General features: G+C 61.5%; 18 protein-coding genes. 10 read left to right on the forward strand and 8 right to left on the reverse strand.

The features are described 5' to 3' along the window. Window positions 1-933: an SDR family NAD(P)-dependent oxidoreductase gene (locus ACSBOX_RS11930; RefSeq protein ID WP_442542653.1), complete on the reverse strand. Its 933-nt coding sequence runs from the start codon at window positions 931-933 to the stop codon at window positions 1-3. 127 nt (window positions 934-1,060) lie between these two features. Between ACSBOX_RS11930 and ACSBOX_RS11935 the strand changes: the two genes are divergently transcribed. Beyond that, on the forward strand, window positions 1,061-1,528 hold the full coding sequence (locus tag ACSBOX_RS11935; protein ID WP_442542654.1) for a MarR family winged helix-turn-helix transcriptional regulator: 468 nt from the start codon (window positions 1,061-1,063) through the stop codon (window positions 1,526-1,528). A gap of 50 nt (window positions 1,529-1,578) precedes the next feature. Here ACSBOX_RS11935 and ACSBOX_RS11940 read toward each other — a convergent pair whose 3' ends face one another. The 6 genes from ACSBOX_RS11940 to ACSBOX_RS11965 form a co-directional block, all read right to left on the reverse strand. Next, on the reverse strand, window positions 1,579-1,863 hold the full coding sequence (locus tag ACSBOX_RS11940; protein ID WP_442542655.1) for a hypothetical protein: 285 nt from the start codon (window positions 1,861-1,863) through the stop codon (window positions 1,579-1,581). A gap of 127 nt (window positions 1,864-1,990) precedes the next feature. After that, on the reverse strand, window positions 1,991-2,212 hold the full coding sequence (locus ACSBOX_RS11945; protein ID WP_442542656.1) for a hypothetical protein: 222 nt from the start codon (window positions 2,210-2,212) through the stop codon (window positions 1,991-1,993). 34 nt (window positions 2,213-2,246) lie between these two features. Continuing rightward, the gene (locus ACSBOX_RS11950) at window positions 2,247-2,678 is read right to left on the reverse strand and encodes a DUF3237 domain-containing protein (protein ID WP_442542657.1); all 432 of its coding nucleotides are present in this window, start codon (window positions 2,676-2,678) and stop codon (window positions 2,247-2,249) included. Between the two features lie 127 nt (window positions 2,679-2,805). Continuing rightward, a complete protein-coding gene (locus ACSBOX_RS11955) occupies window positions 2,806-3,903 on the reverse strand; it encodes a Gfo/Idh/MocA family protein (protein ID WP_442542658.1) in 1,098 nt (365 codons plus the stop codon). Then, window positions 3,900-4,985, reverse strand: a complete 1,086-nt coding sequence (locus ACSBOX_RS11960; RefSeq protein ID WP_442542659.1) for a Gfo/Idh/MocA family protein — start codon at window positions 4,983-4,985, stop codon at window positions 3,900-3,902. Before ACSBOX_RS11960 ends, ACSBOX_RS11955 begins: the two co-directional genes overlap by 4 nt. A 48-nt stretch (window positions 4,986-5,033) precedes the next feature. Then, window positions 5,034-6,221, reverse strand: coding sequence for an ROK family protein (locus ACSBOX_RS11965; protein WP_442542660.1), 1,188 nt, complete (start codon window positions 6,219-6,221; stop codon window positions 5,034-5,036). A gap of 143 nt (window positions 6,222-6,364) precedes the next feature. Between ACSBOX_RS11965 and ACSBOX_RS11970 the strand changes: the two genes are divergently transcribed. The 9 genes from ACSBOX_RS11970 (at window position 6,365) to ACSBOX_RS12010 (ending at window position 16,659) form a co-directional block, all read left to right on the forward strand. Next, window positions 6,365-6,856 (forward strand): VOC family protein, encoded by a 492-nt coding sequence (locus tag ACSBOX_RS11970; RefSeq protein ID WP_442542661.1) that lies wholly within the window; start codon window positions 6,365-6,367, stop codon window positions 6,854-6,856. Window positions 6,857-6,981: 125 nt separating this feature from the next. Then, window positions 6,982-8,529: an ABC transporter substrate-binding protein gene (locus tag ACSBOX_RS11975; RefSeq protein WP_442542662.1), complete on the forward strand. Its 1,548-nt coding sequence runs from the start codon at window positions 6,982-6,984 to the stop codon at window positions 8,527-8,529. Continuing rightward, entirely contained in the window at window positions 8,526-9,479 is a 954-nt protein-coding gene (locus ACSBOX_RS11980) for an ABC transporter permease (RefSeq protein WP_442542663.1), read from the forward strand. Before ACSBOX_RS11975 ends, ACSBOX_RS11980 begins: the two co-directional genes overlap by 4 nt. Before the next feature lie 95 nt (window positions 9,480-9,574). Beyond that, the gene (locus tag ACSBOX_RS11985; RefSeq protein ID WP_442542664.1) at window positions 9,575-10,396 is read left to right on the forward strand and encodes an ABC transporter permease; all 822 of its coding nucleotides are present in this window, start codon (window positions 9,575-9,577) and stop codon (window positions 10,394-10,396) included. Then, window positions 10,393-12,066 (forward strand): dipeptide ABC transporter ATP-binding protein, encoded by a 1,674-nt coding sequence (locus ACSBOX_RS11990; RefSeq protein WP_442542665.1) that lies wholly within the window; start codon window positions 10,393-10,395, stop codon window positions 12,064-12,066. The genes ACSBOX_RS11985 and ACSBOX_RS11990 overlap by 4 nt, the downstream gene beginning before the upstream one ends. Next, window positions 12,063-13,067: a Gfo/Idh/MocA family protein gene (locus ACSBOX_RS11995; protein WP_442542666.1), complete on the forward strand. Its 1,005-nt coding sequence runs from the start codon at window positions 12,063-12,065 to the stop codon at window positions 13,065-13,067. Before ACSBOX_RS11990 ends, ACSBOX_RS11995 begins: the two co-directional genes overlap by 4 nt. A 32-nt stretch (window positions 13,068-13,099) precedes the next feature. Further along, window positions 13,100-14,275, forward strand: a complete 1,176-nt coding sequence (locus ACSBOX_RS12000) for a multidrug effflux MFS transporter (protein ID WP_442542667.1) — start codon at window positions 13,100-13,102, stop codon at window positions 14,273-14,275. Window positions 14,276-14,514: 239 nt separating this feature from the next. After that, window positions 14,515-15,609 (forward strand): Gfo/Idh/MocA family protein, encoded by a 1,095-nt coding sequence (locus ACSBOX_RS12005; protein ID WP_442546023.1) that lies wholly within the window; start codon window positions 14,515-14,517, stop codon window positions 15,607-15,609. Window positions 15,610-15,657: 48 nt separating this feature from the next. Beyond that, on the forward strand, window positions 15,658-16,659 hold the full coding sequence (locus tag ACSBOX_RS12010) for a sugar phosphate isomerase/epimerase family protein (protein ID WP_442542668.1): 1,002 nt from the start codon (window positions 15,658-15,660) through the stop codon (window positions 16,657-16,659). Window positions 16,660-16,997: 338 nt separating this feature from the next. Here ACSBOX_RS12010 and ACSBOX_RS12015 read toward each other — a convergent pair whose 3' ends face one another. Beyond that, on the reverse strand, window positions 16,998-18,122 hold the full coding sequence (locus tag ACSBOX_RS12015) for an ROK family protein (protein WP_442542669.1): 1,125 nt from the start codon (window positions 18,120-18,122) through the stop codon (window positions 16,998-17,000). Window positions 18,123-18,663 lie beyond the last annotated feature (541 nt).

Here is an 18,663-nt window from a genome sequence, read left to right on the forward strand (position 1 = left end):
CTAATTTGCTGCCGGTTCGGGCTGCAGCTCGGCAGGAAGCTCGGGAAAGGACTCGCCAACTGACTGCAGCTTGTCGCCGAAGAGGGTGTTGAACTGCTGCTGCAAGGTGGAGTAGTCCCAGCCGCCGTCGTGGAACTCCGAAATAATGGCTTCCGGGTGGCTCCACAACTGCAGGCGGTCCCCGCCGGCGCCGATGGCTTGGCCGGTAATCTTGCCCGCTTCCTCGGAGGCGAGGAACGCAATCAGCCCAGCGACGTCGTCGGCCGTGCCGAAACCCAGTTCCTTCCGGAAGAACTCCGGCATCGCTTCACCGCGCTCGTCCGCCTCCACGGCCTTGGCAAAGAACGGAACAGTCTTGGTCATGGCCGTGGCCGCGACCGGGATGACCGCGTTAACGGTGACGCCGGCACGCTTCATCTCCAGCGCCCAGGTGCGGACCATACCCACGATGCCGGCCTTGGCTGCCGCATAGTTGGTCTGACCGAAGTTTCCGCGCTGGCCCGTTGGCGAACCAATCGTGATAATGCGGCCGGTGACACCGTTTTCCTTGAAGTAGCCGAACGCTTCGCGGACGCAGGTGAAGGTACCGCGCAGGTGGACGTTGATGACCAGGTCAAAGTCCTCGTCCGTCATCTTCAGGATGGACTTGTCGCGCAAGACCCCGGCGTTGGTGACCAGGATGTCAAGTCGGCCGAAGTTCTCCACGGCCGAGTCAACAAGGGCCTTGGCAGTTTCGCTGGAGCCGACCGGCGCCACAACGGCGACGGCTTTGCCGCCCCGGCCCACGATCGATTCGACAGCTTCCGCCGCGACATCGGCGTCGACATCATTGATGACCAGGGCGGCACCTTGGCGGGCCAATTCCTGGGCATAGCTCAGCCCGAGACCACGGCCGCTACCGGTGACTATAGCTACTTTTCCAGCCAGTGACATGTTCTGCTCCTTCAGGGCTTCTGTTGTTCCCGCCGACCGCTCGTGGGAACCTTGCTGTATACATAACAACTTAAACTCTTGAAAACGTCAATGATTAATTTTCTTATCTACCCTGAAGGGCGCTGACTTGGTAAGCCGAACCAGCACGAGCACCGACACAATTGATCGATTCCTCACGTGTGAGCTGGCAGGTGAAATTGAATTCCTGACGGCCCGCGCACGCGCAACGGGCGCGGCGAGGGCCAACAAGCTGCTGGAACCGTTGGGCCTCAAGGTGCGCTCGTACTCGGTCCTGTCCCTGTCCTGCAGCGGTCTCTCTCCCACGCAACGGGAGCTGGCCGACTTCCTCTCCCTGGACCCCAGCCAGATCGTGCCGCTGGTGGATCAGTTGGAAACCCGCGGACTGGTGGAGCGCCGCGCCGATCCCCAGGATCGGCGCTCGAAGGTCATTGCCGGAACTCCGGCCGGGCATGAGCTGTACCGGAAGGCACGCCGCGCCACTGCACAGGGCGAATCCGTGGCACTAGATCAACTGAGCCCGGCGGAGCAGGAAACTCTGCGCCAGCTGCTGGCGCGCATAGCCTTCAACCCCTGAGGCGGGGAGGCCTGACGCGTGCGCCCGCGGGCCGCCTCGGACAACGGCGACTAAGCGCCGTCGAGATGATCGATAAGTTCCAGGCCACGCCGCGCCCAGGCAATCTCCGTCTCTGCACGGGCAATCAGCCCTTTGTAGGTAAAGATCTTGAACTCCGTGGTCCGAAGCCGGTCAGCCTCTGCGGTCATTTCCAGATGCTTGCGCAGCATGATGTTCGTCCCGACGCGGAGTTCGCTGATCATGTCCTCCCGCGGCTTCCTGCGCAACTCGTCGAGGTTGGCGGCCTTAAGGCGAACCGGGTTCCGCTCCCGTGAATATTCCAGTGGTGCATTCATCCATCCCCGGAAAGCGACGATCCCCGAATCTGTAATCCGATACCGGGTCTTCCTGGCCCTGGGACCCCATGGAACATCCTTACCTTCCAGGAGGCAATCCTTTTCGTCGAAGCACCGACCACATTCTTCAACCGCAGCCAAGACTGCCGCGCAAGATCTCCTTCACCGGTTCCACCGCCGTCGGGCAGTCCCTGATGCGCGAAGCCGTGAACAAAGTCCTGGCAGCTCCGTGGAACTCGGCCGCAACGCACCGTTCGCGGTCTTCGAGGACCCCGAGCCGGACACCGCTGTCGACCCTTTTATTGATGGCCCCGAGTGGAGTCCGGGGCATGTCGGTGTGCATGTTCATTCATTGTGATCGTGAGGAGTGAAGCCCGAGGTCCTCACTCGACCATGAAGACATCGAGGTGCACTTCATCAGGAAGGCGTTTTCCGGAGGCGAGAAAGAGGCGCGAACTGAGCCAGGACCACTGACCGCCCGCAGTAAAACGGGGTGTCGAGCGGAAATAGATTCGTTCGGGGTCAACGGGAACTCCTGCGACCAGCGCTGCTATGTCCTCGGCTGTGCCGGTGCGTATGCCCAGGTTGCTCACGTAGATCCGGTCGCCTTGGTCCATCTCCAGAACGTATTTTGCTTCCAACTCCGTGGTGGTTGGTGTGCGGAGTAGTTGGTAATCAGCTCCGGCGGGTAGTACCCGGCCGGAAATGTTCGGGCCCGTAACCGTTCCCCCGAGGATAGGAATAATGCGCCGGATTCCCTCGAAAGTCTCGCCTACTTCGATGGCAGGTCCTACCTGGACGGATATCGATGCCACATAGCTGCAGGCAGGCGGGTGGGGTGGTCTCGGCAAGTTCATTGTGTCCTCTACGGAAGTAATTCAGGGCGTTCAACTGGTGAGATGCGTGATGGGAGACAAACACGCTGCGAGGGCGAGGCGAGCTCTACCCTGTAGGTTTGTGGGCTAATGGGTCGAGGCGCACTTCCGCGCCCGAAGAAGCGGAACGGTAGGAAGCCTCGATCGCGGCGCTCAGCTCAATCCCCAAGGCGACGTTTTTGGGCGCGGTTGTGCCGGCCTTGATATGGGATACCCACTTCTCGAACGCCTTGGGGAACGGCCCTGCCGGCAGCTCCTGGCGTTCCCAGCCGGTCGACTCCGGGCCGAGCAGGTTGCTGCGGACGTATAACTGGCCGTCCGGTCCGCCCACGGAGCCTGACCGATCCGCATCCGGGTTGCGCCGCCGGGCAATGAGTTCCCCGATTCCATCCAGGCTGAAGAGCAGGCTGCCCTCCGTGCCGTGGGCCTCGATGGAGAACGGGGTGTAGGCGGAGACGTAGCTCGTCTCGGCCACGCCGATGGCTCCGTCGGGATAGTGGAAGGTGACCACCGCGTTGTCCTCGACTTCCCGGCGGGTGACATGGCCAAAGACGGCGCTCACGCTGCTCGGACGGCCAAGGAAATGGCTGAGTAGATAGACCGGGTGGCAGAGATCGATCAGGGCGCCACCCAAGGATTCTTCGGCGTTGTAGAACTGTTCGGGCAGCAAACCACGTGGATATTCCGGCGTCGGCACGCCCAGCGGGTGCCCGTCCCGGATGCGCAGCTGGGTGATCCGGCCGAGGAGACCCCGGTTGAGGATGTCCGTGATCGCTTCGGTGTACCCCTCGTCGGAGCGCCACATGGAAACCATGAATGTCACGCCGGATGCTGCCACCTCCCGAACGATTTCCTCGGCGTCCTGCAGAGTCGCGGCGATAACTTTCTCGGTGAAGATGTGTTTGCCTGCCCTTGCTGCGGCTACGATGACGTCCTTGTGAGCGCTGGTCGGGGTGTCGACGACGACCGCATCGATCTCGGGCTCGGCGAACAGTTCAGCGAGGTCTTCGTAGAATCGGGCTCCCCAGCGGGCGGCCTCCTCGCGTCCGCGAACCGGGTCCTCATCCCAGATGGCTGCGATCTCTGTATCGGGGTGCTCCTGGGCGGCCTGGGCATAGTCTTTGCCATGTAGGTGCCAGAAACTGAGCATTGCCAAGCGGATCATGATTCGTCCTCCGGTACTGACTCCCAAGAGCCGCTGGTGTTGGCCGCGAATGCGGTCTCAATCACCTGCTGGACTTTCCAGCCGTCATAAAAGCTGGGCGATATCGGTTCGTCGTCGAGGATCGCATCGATAAACGCCCGGTCGCCGACCGAATGCACCTGGCCCACGATCCCGGGGTTGCTCGGATCGACGCCTTCCCACAAGTCAGCCGGTATCTTCAGCGTTCGGAAACCGTCGTCGTATGCTCTGGCTCCGCGCAGCACAGCACCTGAAAAGGTGTGCTGCAGCTCCAGTGTCCCGCCTTCGCCCTGCAGTACTACTGTGTTTGTCTGCTTGCGTTCGGCCTGATGTGCCACAACGTTGGTCGACATCGTTGCATGCGCTCCGTTCACGAACTCAACCGCGAGGACTGCCGAGTCGTTGGCCGGTTGGTAAGGGACACCCGTCGCACATGGACGGCTGATGGTGTTGCGAAGGTTTGCGCTGACCCGGGCGATATCTCCGAGGTACCATCTCGCCTGGTCGATGACGTAGCAGCCCAGGTCGCCCAGTGCACCCGCACCGCGGGCAGCGTCGAACCGCCACTGGTAGTCATCTCCTCGAAAAAACCCGTGAGTGAGGCTGAACTGGGCCGAGTACACCGGCCCCAGGTAGCCGTCTTCAATCAGGCTCTTCAGGTAACGGTGGTGCATGGAGGTACGGAGCGCGAAATAGCTCATGTGCTTGAGCCCGGCGGCTTCAGCGCGCTTGTACATTGCCCGGGCATCGGCAGCCGTGGTCGCCAGGGGCTTTTCGCACAGTACATGCAGCCCGGCGTCGAGCGCGTCCATAGTAATCGGCAGGTGCAATTCATCAGGGGCCACGATAACAACGGCATCGATGTTTCCTGAGGCGATCATGGCCTGGTAATCCGTGTAAACCAATGGAATCTGGTAGCGCGCAGCCACTTCAGTCGCCTTGTCCCGGTCCCGTCCTGCGATTGCCACAAGCTCGGCGCCGTCATGGCTCTGGATGTTACGCAGATGTGTCTCCGCGTACCAAGTCGTTCCTACTACGCCCAGGCGCACCTTAGTTTCGGTCATGGCAATTCACTTTCTTGGTTGAGGCCATCAGTGGATCCAACATCCGCTCTAGGCGGCCATCATTGAGTTGATACCTTCTGGAGAGAGCGCGTGCTGGATCGACAATGTGCCGGCGCCGATGACGGCCGCGTTGGCTCCAGCCTTCGACTGCACGATCGAAAGATGTTCGGTAGCTAAAGGGGTCGACCGGGTATAAACGACCTCGCGAACACCAGCGAGAAGATGCTCGCCGGCCTGTGCCATCGATCCCCCGATCACGATGACCGAGGGATTGATGAAACTGATACATGAAGTAAGGACTTCGCCAATGTCTCGGCCTGCCTGTCGCACCGCTTGAATCGCCGCAGTGTTCCCTTGCCGAACAAGGTCCAGAACGTGCGAGCCGGAAGTTGCGTCGAGGCCATAGCCGCGTAACGACGCGGCTATGGCCGGCCCTGAGGCGATGGCTTCGAGGCAGCCTGAATTTCCACACGGACACGCGATCCCTGCTCCCCGTTCGACACGCACGTGGCCGATGTCCCCAGCGGTCCCCTGCGCGCCGCGTTGCAACCACCCACCAGAGATAATTCCAGCTCCGATGCCGGTCGCTACTTTTACGAAAACGACATCGTCCACTTCGGGAAAAAACAGGGCCCTTTCGCCCAGCGACATGATATTTACATCGTTTTCTACATGCACGGGGACATTCAGGTGACGGTGTACCCACCCGGGCACGTCGAAACCGTTCCACCCGGGCATGATCGGCGGATTACTGGGGCGACCGGTCGTGAATTCCACAGGCCCCGGAAGCCCGATGCCCACCGCGATGACGTCCGCAACGTCACGGCCGGCCAATCCCATGAGACGTTTCGCGGAGTCTCGCATGTGCGATAAAACGGGCTCCGGCCCCAATGCGATGTCTAGTTTTTCACGGCTCTCCTGGAGGATCGAGCCGGTGAGGTCCATGACTGCAATGGTCGAGTGGGACGCCCCTAGGTCGGCGGCGATGACGACACGTCCGGTGCGGTTGAGCGCAAACTGCGACGGCGGACGCCCCCCGGTGGACGGCCCGTCCCGTACTGGAGCGACCAGTCCCAAACGCATGAGGCCATCGATCCGGGCAGCTACCGTCGAACGAGCGAGGCCGGTCATTGACGCTAGTTCCGACCTGGTGCGCGGGCTGCCGTCTCGAAGGTACTGGAACAGCTCATTGACCGCGGACGGCCCTAACGCGGAGCTACGAGCGATGAGAACCATCCCAACATCTAAGCACAGCGTCTCGCAACTTGTAAGTATTTCCACCAACTTTAGTACTCAAAAAGCTAAAAGATTAGTAGATCTCAGTCTTATGCTTTCAACTTTTGATTGACTTTCGTCATAAGTCACGTAGAGTTCCATCCATGCTCAAGGACGAGGTGCCAGCACCCAGCGCACAGACACGAACGGTCAACACCAATGACCACCCATCGCCGGCAGGTCCTTCGTGCCGTTTCGACCATGTCGGCATGATGGTGCCGGATATAGACAAGGGCGTCGATTGGTACGTAGATCATCTGGGGTTCACGATCCAGGACCGCTGGTCCAACCCGGACGTCCAGATGGAATGGGCGCATCTAAAACTCGGCGATTTCACCCTAGAACTGGTCACCCGGCCCGGTCTGGACGTGCCGGACCAAGGCAGATCGGGATATCACCACCTAGCCATCACTGTCAGTGACTGCGCCACAACGGTCGCAGCCCTCGTGGCGCGTGGGGTAACTGTAATGACCCAGCCGTCGTACTTCGACCGTCACGATATGGACTGGTCGTTCATTCAGGATTTTCTGGGAAACGTGATCGAAATTATCAGTTACCGGAATCCCGAAATTGAGGCATCCACCCAGCGGGCCTAATCGTCCCGTCGAGGGACACCGATGACTGACTCACCGGACTAAAGCTCGTACTGCTCCAAGCGGAGCGAACAGCCTCGCCACATCGATGTCGGCTGGCCGTACATACCAAAGAGGAGAAAATTCCCATGAAACTACCCAGAATGAGGCAGATGCGCTTCGCGGGAGCCATAGTAGCTGCCGCAGTCTTGCTCTCCGCCTGCTCATCGGCGGGTGCATCGGCTCCCACAGCGACCGCCATCGGACCGATTCAGAAGGCCGTCGTGTCACTGCCGGCACCCAACCTAAGCTTCGATCCCACGAAATCGGTCTCGGCCACCGACCGCGTAACGTGGTCAATGATCAACGGCACGCTGATGAATCTCGAATTCGACGGTACAATCACTCCCGGACTGGCCGAGAAATACGAATTCAATGCCGATTTCACTGCTTTGACTGCGCACCTCAAGAAGGATGCGAAGTTCTCCGACGGGAGCGCTCTGACTGCCAATGACGTCGCAGCCACGTTCACCCGCCACAAAAGCGTCAAGGGCAGTACGATCAGCCGCGTGACCGATCGGATCGCGAGCGTTGTCGCCTCTGACCCCCAAACGGTCGTATTCACCTTCCCCAAACCATTCCCGTCATTCCCGTCGGTCCTCGCCGAAGGTTCGTCGGGAATCGCACCGGCAGCACTCCTGGCAAATGCGGACGCATATTACGCTTCGCCGAAGGTGACCTCAGGCCAGTACACGATCGCCCAGTCCTGGGCCGGCAATAAGCTCCAGCTTGAGGCGAACAAGAACTACTGGGCCGCCCAGCCTATCGTCAAGAACCTCACCCTGACCGTGGTGGAGGACGGAAACAGTGCGGTCAGCCAGCTCCAGAGCGGACAGATTGATTTCGCCGGGGACCTGGCACCCAGCTTCATTACCCAGCTCAAAGGCACACCCAAGCTGAACCTGGTCAAGAGCGATGTCTATGGATTCTTCGATCTCCGTATGTGGAACCAGTCGGGTCCGTTCGCCGATATCAACATGCGCAAGGCCGTCAATGCGGCGTTGGACCGCAAGGCAATTGTGTCCGCCATATGGGGGGATCAGAACCAGCCGCAGTCAGGCTTCTGGCCCAACTCCATGCCGGGCTTCGACACGAGCAAGTCAACCGACCAAGACCTCACGGCCGCCAAAGGGTTCCTTGCCAAGACGACCTGCGCTAACGGCTGTACGGTGCGGATGATGTACTCGGATCAGGACTTCCCTTTCTCCGGTCAGCTCGCCCTCATGCTGCAGAGCCAGTTGAGCAAGATCGGCATCACCGTCAAACTTGAGAAGCTCGATGCAGCGACGATCATCGATCGGCTCTTCGCCGGCAACTATGACTTGGCTCCCGGCGCGATGGCCTCCAGCGGCAACGTGCCGGACCCGCTGCTCACCAATGCCCTGCTCGGAACCGCCAGGCTGCGCTCCGAATTCACCGGCTACAGCTCTGATGTGATGAACAAGCTCATCGCAACGGTCAACGAAACCGACGGCGCCCCGCGCGCCGACGCGATCAAGAAGATCGAGACTCTGTTCAGCCAGGACCAGCCCTATGCGACACTCGCGCCTTGGGTCCGCGGGTCGGCGACGACTCTTCCCTCGGGCGTCTTCGCCCTGGTGGGCACCGCCGCAAAGATGGGAAGCCTGGGCAAATGAAACTCAGAGCAGGCTGGGGCCGCGTCGCACGAATGACGGGCCAAGCACTTCTGACCCTCACATCGATAGTGGTCCTGGTTTTCCTGCTCGTGAGGATCATTCCGGGTGACCCCGTCAAGGTGATCCTTGGCGTCGAATATTCCGAGGATAAGGCCCAGGCGCTACGCACTGAGCTGAACCTGGACAGGTCCATCCCCGAGCAGTTCGTCAATTACATTGGCGGGCTGTTCCGGGGGGACCTGGGCGAATCCACCGCCCAGCCCGGCCGCAGCGTCGCCGACGTGATTTTCGCAGCGTTGCCCACCACCTTGTCGCTGGTCGTGACAGGTATTATCTTCGGCGTCATCACCGGCGTGGCGTTGGGCCTCCTTGCCGCCATCAGCAAACGCAAGGGAGTCGACCTCATCGTCCGTGCCTGGGGGATGCTGTCCTTCTCGGTTCCGACGTTTCTGGCGGCTCTGCTCCTGATCTTCGTCTTTTCGCTAACCTTTGGCTGGCTCCCTGCCGGCGGGTGGCCGAACAGGTGGCCGGATAACTTCGCCTACCTGCTCCTTCCGGGCATCGCACTATCGAGCCACCTTTCAACCACGATCGCCCGCACCGTCCGGCAAGGAGCGATCGACGCGAGCGGCCAGCAGCACATGGAAGCAGCACTCGCGCGTGGCCTCCCAGCGCGGATTCTTAACTTCCGACACATCCTCCCAAACAGCATCCTGCCGGTCCTGACCTTGGTCGGAATCAGCTTCGGAACGCTGCTCACCGGTGCGATCATCGTCGAAGCAGTCTTCGGAATCCCCGGCATCGGCTCAGAAATGACCAGAGCCGTCGGGCGCCGCGACTACCCTGTCGTGCAGGGCATTGCCCTGCTCACCGGCGTCACCGTGGTGCTGAGTAGTTACCTCATCGAAATCGCCTACACCTTCGTTGACCCCCGAGCGAGGACACTATGAACCCAAGCCCATCGCTTGCCATGAAAGGGCCAAGACCGTTGAACCCCAAAGCCCGTAGACCCCTTGCCATTGGCTGGCTGCGCAATGTAGTCGGGGTGTCGGCAAGCCGCACCGTCGGTATGGTGGTCTTTGGCCTCGTGGTTCTGCTCTGCATTTTCGTGCCGATCCTCTCCCCGTACGCACCCGATGAATTTGTCGCCCAGGCATTCCAGCCCCCGAGTCCGGCTCACCTCTTCGGCACCGATGCCGTCGGCAGGGATCTCTTCGTCCGCACCTGGGCCGGTGGCAGAGTCAATCTCGTCGCCGCCGCGATCGTCACCGGTTTCTCCCTGATTGTGGGCACCACACTCGGCACCCTGGCCGGATCGTCCAAGCAACGCTGGCTTGACGGGCTCATTATGCGCATCGTCGACGCCGTCATCGCTTTTCCGCTGGTCATCCTGATCCTCGCCCTCGTCGTCGTGATCGGAACCGACACGGCCTGGGGGCCAGCACCGGCAGGGCTAGTCGCCTCAATGGCCGCACTGATGAGCGTCATGTGGGCCGGCTACGCCCGGATGGCCCGTGGCCAATCACTGGCAATGCGCGATTCCGACTTCATCCTCGCCACGCGCGTCTCCGGCCTCTCCAACGGAAGGATCGTGCTCCGCCACATAGCACCAGGGGTGGGTCGCATCACGCTGGCCCTCGCTGTCAGCGATATCATCCTGGTCGTTGTCATCCTGTCCTCTCTCCCCTTCCTGGGAGCCGGTGTGCAACCACCGGCTCCGGAATGGGGAAGCATCATGTACGAAGGGCGCGGGTACCTCCGCAACGCTTGGTGGATCACTCTGCTTCCGGGCGCCGTGGTCGCCATCACCGGCCTCGCCCTGAGCTTCGTGGCCGATTCACTGCTTGACGCAAGGAGCAAGAAATGACCGCCATACCCTCCGCCAACGAGCCGCTGCTCTCCGTTGAGGGTCTCTCGGTCCACCTCGGCGGCCGCGACGTCCTGAACGACGTCGGATTCTCGATCGCAAAGGGCGATTCCCTTGCGCTGGTCGGAGAATCCGGTTCGGGCAAAACCGTAACAGCCCGTGTCGTCACCGGTTTGATCAGCCGCATCGGTGGAGTCGTCACTGCGGGCAAGGTAACTTATGGCGGACAAGAACTCGTTCAGGACGACCCCGCCATCTGGTCCCCCCTCCGAGGACGACGCATTGCCCTCGTGCCGCAGGCCTCGCTTTCCAGCCTTGACCCGGTCATGCGGATCGGGAAACAGATCGCCGAGACCATCCGGCATCTTGACCCCGCGGCGGACACCAAGGTGCGGTCCCTTGAACTGCTCGACCAAGTTCAGATGCCACGGCCAGAGCAGATCCTGCGGTCATTTCCCCATGAGCTCTCGGGCGGAATGCGCCAACGCATCATGATCGCACTGGCTTTGGCCGGCCGCCCTGAATTCATGGTGGCCGACGAACCGACCACAGCACTGGACGTGACCGTGCAGGCGGGCATCCTGAAACTCCTCAGCACCCTGAGGGAACAGAACGGACTCACGCTGTTGATGATCGCCCACGACCTTGCCGTCGTGAAGCTGGTCTCGGAAAACGTCGCAGTCATGCGCGGCGGTCGACTCATCGAGGTCGGTCAAACCCGGACAGTGCTGACCGTGCCCAAGCACGCATACACCCAGGCGTTGCTCGCAGCCCGTCCGGAAACAGCTGCTGCCGGGTCCCCGTTGGCCATCCTTGACCGGGAGACCGGCGAACTGCGATCACCCGAGCAGCCCGTTCAGGTCGAGCTCAAAGCCGAACGCATTATGCAGCTGAACGATGTGAGTGTCACATACCGGCACGCCACGGCCCCCGCTGTCACACAGGTGAGCCTGGACATCCACTCGGGAGCATCGATCGGAATTGTTGGCGAGAGTGGAAGCGGCAAGACCACCCTTGGGCGTGTCATCGTCGGCGCCCTGGCCCCGACCACCGGGGAAGTACTCGTACATGGGAAGACCTGGAAACAGATCAAGGGCAAGAACCCCCTCCGCCGCAGCGTCCAGATGATTTTCCAGGACCCCTATGGATCACTGACGCCGTGGCGCACGCCCCGCCAAGCCGTCGCCGAAGTACTGCGTCGCTGGAACGATATCTCACCAAGCGAGGCTCGCATCCGAGCCGGCCAGTTGCTGGACGAGGTGGGTCTCCCGGTGAGCGTGGTAGACCGGCACCCGGCCAGGCTGAGCGGCGGGCAGTGTCAGCGAGTGGGCATCGCGCGTGCCTTGGCCAGCGAGCCGCGGCTGATTGTGGCGGACGAGCCCACCTCATCGCTGGACATCTCCGCGCAGGCGCAGATCCTTAACCTGCTTATGGGGCTCCGGGCCACTCACGGTCTCTCCCTGGTGATCGTCTCGCATGATCTGTCCGTGATCCGCCACATGACGGACTCGGCGATAGTAATGCGAAACGGCATAGTCGTTGAACAGGGCCCGTCGGAAAAACTGTTCACGGACCCGGAGCACGAGTACACCCGTCAACTGGTCGATGCCACGCCCTCTCTCACCGAGAGGGTCAGCCTGTCCTCCCTGGCCCAAGGGAACGCCTCGTGACGATTAGACTGGCGCAGCTCGGAACCTGGCACCTCCATGCTGCCCACCATGTCGAGGCAGCCCGCCGTAACCACAACACTCAAGTTGTCGCCGTGTGGGACAACAACACCGCCGCGGGCAAGGCCTTCGCCGCGGAACACGCACTCGATTTCGAGCCCGATCTTGACGTGATTCTCGCGCGGCACGACATCGACGGAGCAATCATCGACACCGCGACGGCCGACCATCCGGCGGTAATCGCGACCGCGATCCGCGCAGGTAAGCACGTCTTCACCGAGAAAGTCCTCGCCATCCGTACCGACGACGCGTTGTCCCTCATCGGCTTAGCCCACGAAAACAAGGTGATGCTCGCAGTGTCCCTGGAGCGACTGACCGAGGCGTCGATCCGCACCGTCAAACGGCTGATCGACGAAGGGGCCGTGGGACAGATCACGGCCAGCCGCATCCGCTATGAACACCACGGTGCAGTCGGTGTGCCATGGATCCCCGATCATTTCTTCAATAAGACGCAGACCGGCGGCGGTGCGTTGATCGACTTGGGCGCCCACCCGATCTATCTTGCGATGCTCCTGCACGATGGCGCGCCGACGTCGGTCTCTGCGCGGATGAGCTATGTCACAGACCGCGAGGTCGAGGACAACGCCGTGGCCGTCATGGAATTCCAGGGCGGCGCGATCAGCGTCGCAGAGGTAAGCATGGTAGCCAGCTTCTTCGCGTATTCCCTCGAGGTCACAGGCACCGCCGGCACGATCGCCGTCGGGCCTTCCGACGGCCGCGTGCTCCTTCGACAAGGACCCGCCGGGGAATGGGTTGAACAAGAGCCCAGACCGCGGCTGGCCTCTACTTTCGATCAGTGGGTTGATGCTGTCACAACCGGCGCCGACGACCCCAATCACCTTACAACCGCCCTCCGAGTCACACAGATAATCGAGGCCGCCTACGTATCCGCCGTAAGCGGTCACACTGTGGCCCTTGAAGCCCTGTCCGCTAGGCCAACGTGAAGTCCATACCGTCACCCGTACCTCTGACAATCATGCTGAGCCTGGGTGTTCTCACCGCTGTGGGTCCGTTCAGCCTGGACACATACCTCCCTGCGTTTCCGGCGATCGCGTCCGATCTTCAGACCGGCAGGGAAACAGTGCAGCTGTCGCTGACTGCGTGTTTGATCGGGCTCGCCTTCGGTCAGCTTCTGGTCGGGCCTTGGGGAGATCGAATCGGCCGCAAGACCCCACTGCTGGTGGGCTCGGTCGGATTCCTCCTCGCTTCGATTGGCTGCGCCATTGCACCTTCCATTGAATTCTTCATCACCGTGCGCTTCATACAAGGCTTGGCCGGGGCGGCTGGCCTGGTCATGGCGCGGGCTATTGTCAGGGACATTAGCTCAGGACGTTCAGCTGCCGCCCTCTACTCACAACTCGCGATTGTCTCCGGACTCGCACCGGTCGTCGCCCCCCTGCTTGGGGCCGTCGGCGTGGCCTTCTTCTCGTGGCGGGGCGTTTTCCTGGGCCTCGCAGTCCTGGGCGCCATCCTTACAGTAATGGTGGCAACATTTGTCCCCGAGACCCATCACCCCAAGTTTCACCCCATCGGTGTGCTTTCTTCCTCCCTCCGCGCCTTCGGCCTCGTATTGGCTGACCGGGCCTTCAGCGGTTACGTAGTTCTAAGTGGCCTCACGGCCGCAATCCTCTTCACCTATATCGCCAGTTCATCATTCGTCTTGCAAGGCACTTACGGGGCGACAGCTGCACAGTTCGCGGCGGCCTTTGCCGCCAACGGGCTCGGAATCGCGCTCTTTGCCCGTGTCAATGCTCGCCTCGCCCCGGTGCATGGGCCCGCAAGGATGCTCCGGATAGGGGTCGCACTCCAGTTCGCAGGTACAGCGGTTCTTTGCGTGTTCGTGCTTCTCCGTGTGGACCTTGGCGAGTTTAGGGTTCTCGGCCTCGCCACAGTTCTCTTCCTCGCCATTGCCCCGTTGGGATTCAATCTTCCAAACATTATGACGATCTGCATGGGCCAGTCTGGCGGTCACGCCGGCACCGCCTCAGCGCTTCTGGGCGTGATTACGTTTCTGTCAGGCGCCATCTTCACGCCCATCAGCGGTCTCGGCGACCCAGCGCTCTCAATGGCGCTGATCATGGGCGGCGCCTCCCTTCTTTCAATTGCCGCCGTCCTGATTTTGAAGCGCCGAATTCTGCTCCAAGAGCACTGATGCGTTACCCACCACCTGAGCATCCCGTTCTGGACACAGCGGTCCCCCGCGAAACCACCGAACCTGGACCGTTCACCGACGTCGAAAATTCCGCCCCGATTTCCCCGCGCTCTCTGATAACAGGGAGCTGGGAGTCCGAACCCTCAAGGAAGACCATCGTGACCTCACAGGAACCACCCGAAAAGAGCTTGCCACCGCGCCATAAGAAATTGGGTGTTGCCGCGATCGGCTACGCGTTCATGGGCAAAGCCCATTCCAACGCGTGGCGGAACGTGGCCAGTTTCTTCGACGTTCCGGCCTTCGAGCAGAAAGTGCTCGTGGGCCGGGACCCGGAACAGGTTGCCGAGGCCGCGGCGAAGTACGGGTGGAGCGAGTCCGCCACGGACTGGCGCTCGGTCCTGGAACGCGACGACATCCACATCGTGGACATCTGCGCCCCGGGCTGGATGCACGCCGAAATCGCCACCGCGGCGCTGGAAGCGGGCAAGCACGTACTCGTGGAGAAGCCCCTCGCGAACACCCTCGCCGAGGCCGAAGCCATGACGGAAGCCGCGCGTGCCGCCCGTGCGCGCGGCATTCAGTCCATGATCGGCTTCAACTACCGGCGAGTGCCGGCCCTCGCCCTGGCCCGCGAACTCATCGCGGAAGGCCGGCTGGGTACGGTCCGGCACGTTCGCGCCGCCTACCTGCAGGACTGGCTCGTGGACGCCGACTCCCCCATGACCTGGCGGCTGAACAAGGAAACCGCGGGATCCGGGGCACTCGGCGACATCGCCTCCCACGCCATCGACCAGGTCCTCTTCCTGCTCGGGGACACCGTCACCGAAGTCTCCGGCCGGCTCCACACCTTCGTGGACAGCCGCCCGGGCGCGGACGGTCCGGAACGAGTAACGGTCGACGACGCCGCCTGGGCCACGCTGACCCTCGCCTCCGGGGCAGTCGCCTCGGTGGAAGTCTCCCGCATGGCCACGGGTAAGAAGAACTCGCTCACGATGGAAATCTACGGCGACAAGGGCTCGCTCCTGTTCGACCTGGAATCCATCAACGAGCTCGGCTTCCTTGACGCCACGGTGCCTGTCCGGGAGCAAGGCTTCCGCCGGATCCTGGTCAACGAATCCGAACACCCCTACATGGCTGCCTGGTGGCCGCAGGGCCACGTGATCGGCTGGGAGCACACCTTCACCCACGAGATCCGTGACTTCCTCGCGGCCATCGACGCCGGGACCCCGCCGTCGCCCTCGTTCGAAGACGGGCTCGCCGTGCAGCAGGTCCTGGCCGCCATCGAAGAATCCGCCGACGCCAAGTCCGCCATCATCCAGGTCTCCGGCCACTAGAAACGCCGGCCGTCCAGCTTCCCCCGTAAATCATTGCAAGGAGAACCAATGCCCCGCCCGTATACCCTGTTCACCGGCCAATGGGCCGACCTGCCCTTCGAGGAAGTCGCCAAGCTTGCCTCCGGCTGGGGCTACGACGGCCTGGAAATCGCCGTCTCCGGGGACCACCTGGACGCCTGGCGCTGGGACGAACCCGGCTACGTCGAGAACAAACTCGCCATCCTGGAGAAATACAACCTCAAGGTCTGGGCCATCTCCAACCACCTCAAGGGCCAGGCCGTGTGCGATGACCCCATCGACTTTCGCCACCAGGCGATCGTCGGGGCCAAGGTCTGGGGCGACGGCGATCCCGAAGGCGTCCGCCAACGTGCCGCAGAGGAAATGAAGCACACCGCCCGCCTCGCCAAGGCCCTCGGCACGGACACCGTGGTCGGGTTCACCGGCTCCTCCATCTGGCAATACGTCGCCATGTTCCCGCCCGTCCCCGAGAAGGTCATCGAGGCCGGCTACCAGGACTTCGCCGACCGCTGGAACCCCATCCTGGACGTCTTCGACGAATGCGGCGTCCGCTTCGCCCACGAAGTCCACCCCTCCGAGATCGCCTACGACTACTGGACCACCGTCCGCACCCTGGAAGCCATCGGGCACCGGGAAGCGTTCGGCCTGAACTGGGACCCCTCGCACTTCATGTGGCAAGGCATCGACCCCGTCTCGTTCATCTGGGACTTCAAAGACCGGATCTACCACGTGGACTGCAAGGACACCAAGCTCCGCCCCACCGGCCGCAACACCGTCATGGGCTCCCACCTGCCCTGGGGCGACCCCCGCCGCGGCTGGGACTTCGTCTCCGCCGGACGCGGCGACGTGCCCTGGGAATCGAGCTTCCGCGCGCTCACCGCCATCGGCTACAACGGCCCGATCTCGGTGGAATGGGAGGACGCCGGCATGGACCGCCTCCACGGCGCCCCCGAAGCCCTCGCCGCCCTCAAGAAATACGACTTCCCGCCCTCCCAAACCAGCTTCGACGCCGCCTTCAGCCACAAGAATTGACCTCAGGATGACGAGCTCCGTGCCGGGAACCATACCAGCGCCAGACAGCCCACTCGGTTGGTCAAGCCTAGAGATGCTGAACGGTGACCATGTTCATGGAGCGATGGATGCGCAGCGCGCAAGTTGGGTTCAAGCGCGCCGTCCCGGTTAGTACCAGGCAGAAACAACTTGTTGAGGTCACAGCTCGAAGCCGGTTTTTGTCAGACAACGATGAGCTCGATCGCTGCCTCCGCGTCACCCGGGGTCCCCTTCCAGGGTCGAGGTAGCAGCAGCAACCGCGGCTGACTTGGATTCGGTCCACTCGGCGCTGGAGTGGATTGCTCCAATGCCCGGGAGATTCAGCCGCTGGTCTTGCCGGTGAACGGTGACGACAACATCTCTTCGATGCCCTTGGGCGAGAGCACGTGTTCAATAACCATGCGACCGGCTCCGGTGACGGCCGTTGTCTGAGACGACATTGCGCGGACAATTTGCAGGTCTCCGGTTACCAATGGCGATGCTTGGTCATAGATGGTCTTTCGTGCTTCCCCCAACATGTGCTCACCAGCTTCAACGAGAGGTCCGCTCAGAGCAATCAAGGACGGATTCAAGATGCTGGCATAGACCGCAAGGACCGTCCCAAGGTCCCGTCCGGCCTGGCGCACTGCTTGAACAGCATCGGTATCTTCTTCCTGAACAAGGGCAATTAAGTCCGAAGTACTCCTGACTGGAAACCCGCGACCGCTTAGTGTTCGGATAAGCGCCCGGGTGGAGGCCATTGCCTCCAAACAACCTGAGTTGCCGCACCTGCAGACAATATCCTGCCCCCTTGGCACCCTCGTGTGTCCTATGCCACCCATGCCGCTAGTGCCTGTTTGCAGCTTTCCGCCGGCGATGATGCCGGAACCGATACCCGCGGCAATTTTGACTACTATCAAATCTTGCGAACCGGAATGCATCTGTTGTTCGCCCAATGCCAGCACATTTACGTCATTGTCAATTAATACGGGAAGGTTACAGAAGGCCTCGAAAGGTTCCTTGATCGTGGATTCAGTCCACTTCTCATAGCCAGGCAGGGTGTGCTGGCGACCCGCGGCTATCTCCGTATAGCCCGCTAAGCCGATTCCCACACCGACCAAGAGCCCTTCCGGCTTGCCCAAGTCCTGCAGGATTCTTCGCCCCGTTGCAATAGCCTCCGCCAAAACTACAGCGGGGCCCTCCGATACTTTCAGAGGTTGTTCCCGTATATCCAGGACCGATCCTCGTAGATCGGTAACGCCGACAGACATGGTCTCAGGTTCAATGTCGAAAGCAAGGACGACCCTGGCAGTCGGATCAAAAGAAAACTGCGACGAAGGCCTTCCGCCTGTAGAAGGTGCAACGTCGACCGGAGAGACAAGACCAATCTGGGTCAATTCTTCCAAACGCGTGCCGACCGTAGTTCTGGCCAAGCCCGAAATACTAGACAACTCAGTGCGCGTCATGGCCTTACCACTTCGCAGCAGCTGAAAGAGTTCGCTTGCCCGTGAGTACGCGTGTAGTTCTGTTGCAACCACGGCAGCACCGCCTTCCATCGACGAGTAGCTTACCAACAAAAAGTGGAGAAACTATCCGCTCGTTGAAGAGTGAGAACTTCCGCCTGGGCACTTATGGCCTAGTTACGGAGCAGACTGATTTATCCCTTTCAAAGCGAAAATGCCTCCTGGCATTCAGTCCAGTACCGTCCCGGCGGACGACCCTCTGACTGATAGCATCATCCAGTAAGTTCTGGCCATAAGCGGACAGTCCTCGGATCAAGGCGGTGTTCAGATCGAAACCCCGCAGCCCTTGTCAAGAGCCCACTCCCCGGCTTGCTTATCCCAGGTGGAGCCTCGCTGACGAAGCAGAAAGCACCAGTGCCGCGGTGATCCGAGCAGCGTCCGGCAGTTCCTTGCGAACTTCGGCTGGCGAGGCGTGGTAGCTACAGGTGTCGACGGCCATGGGTGAGCCCAGGCCAAGGACACAAGCGACCAGGTGACGATCGCC

The sequence above is a fragment of the Arthrobacter sp. KN11-1C genome (assembly GCF_052180225.1).
GTDB lineage: Bacteria > Actinomycetota > Actinomycetes > Actinomycetales > Micrococcaceae > Arthrobacter.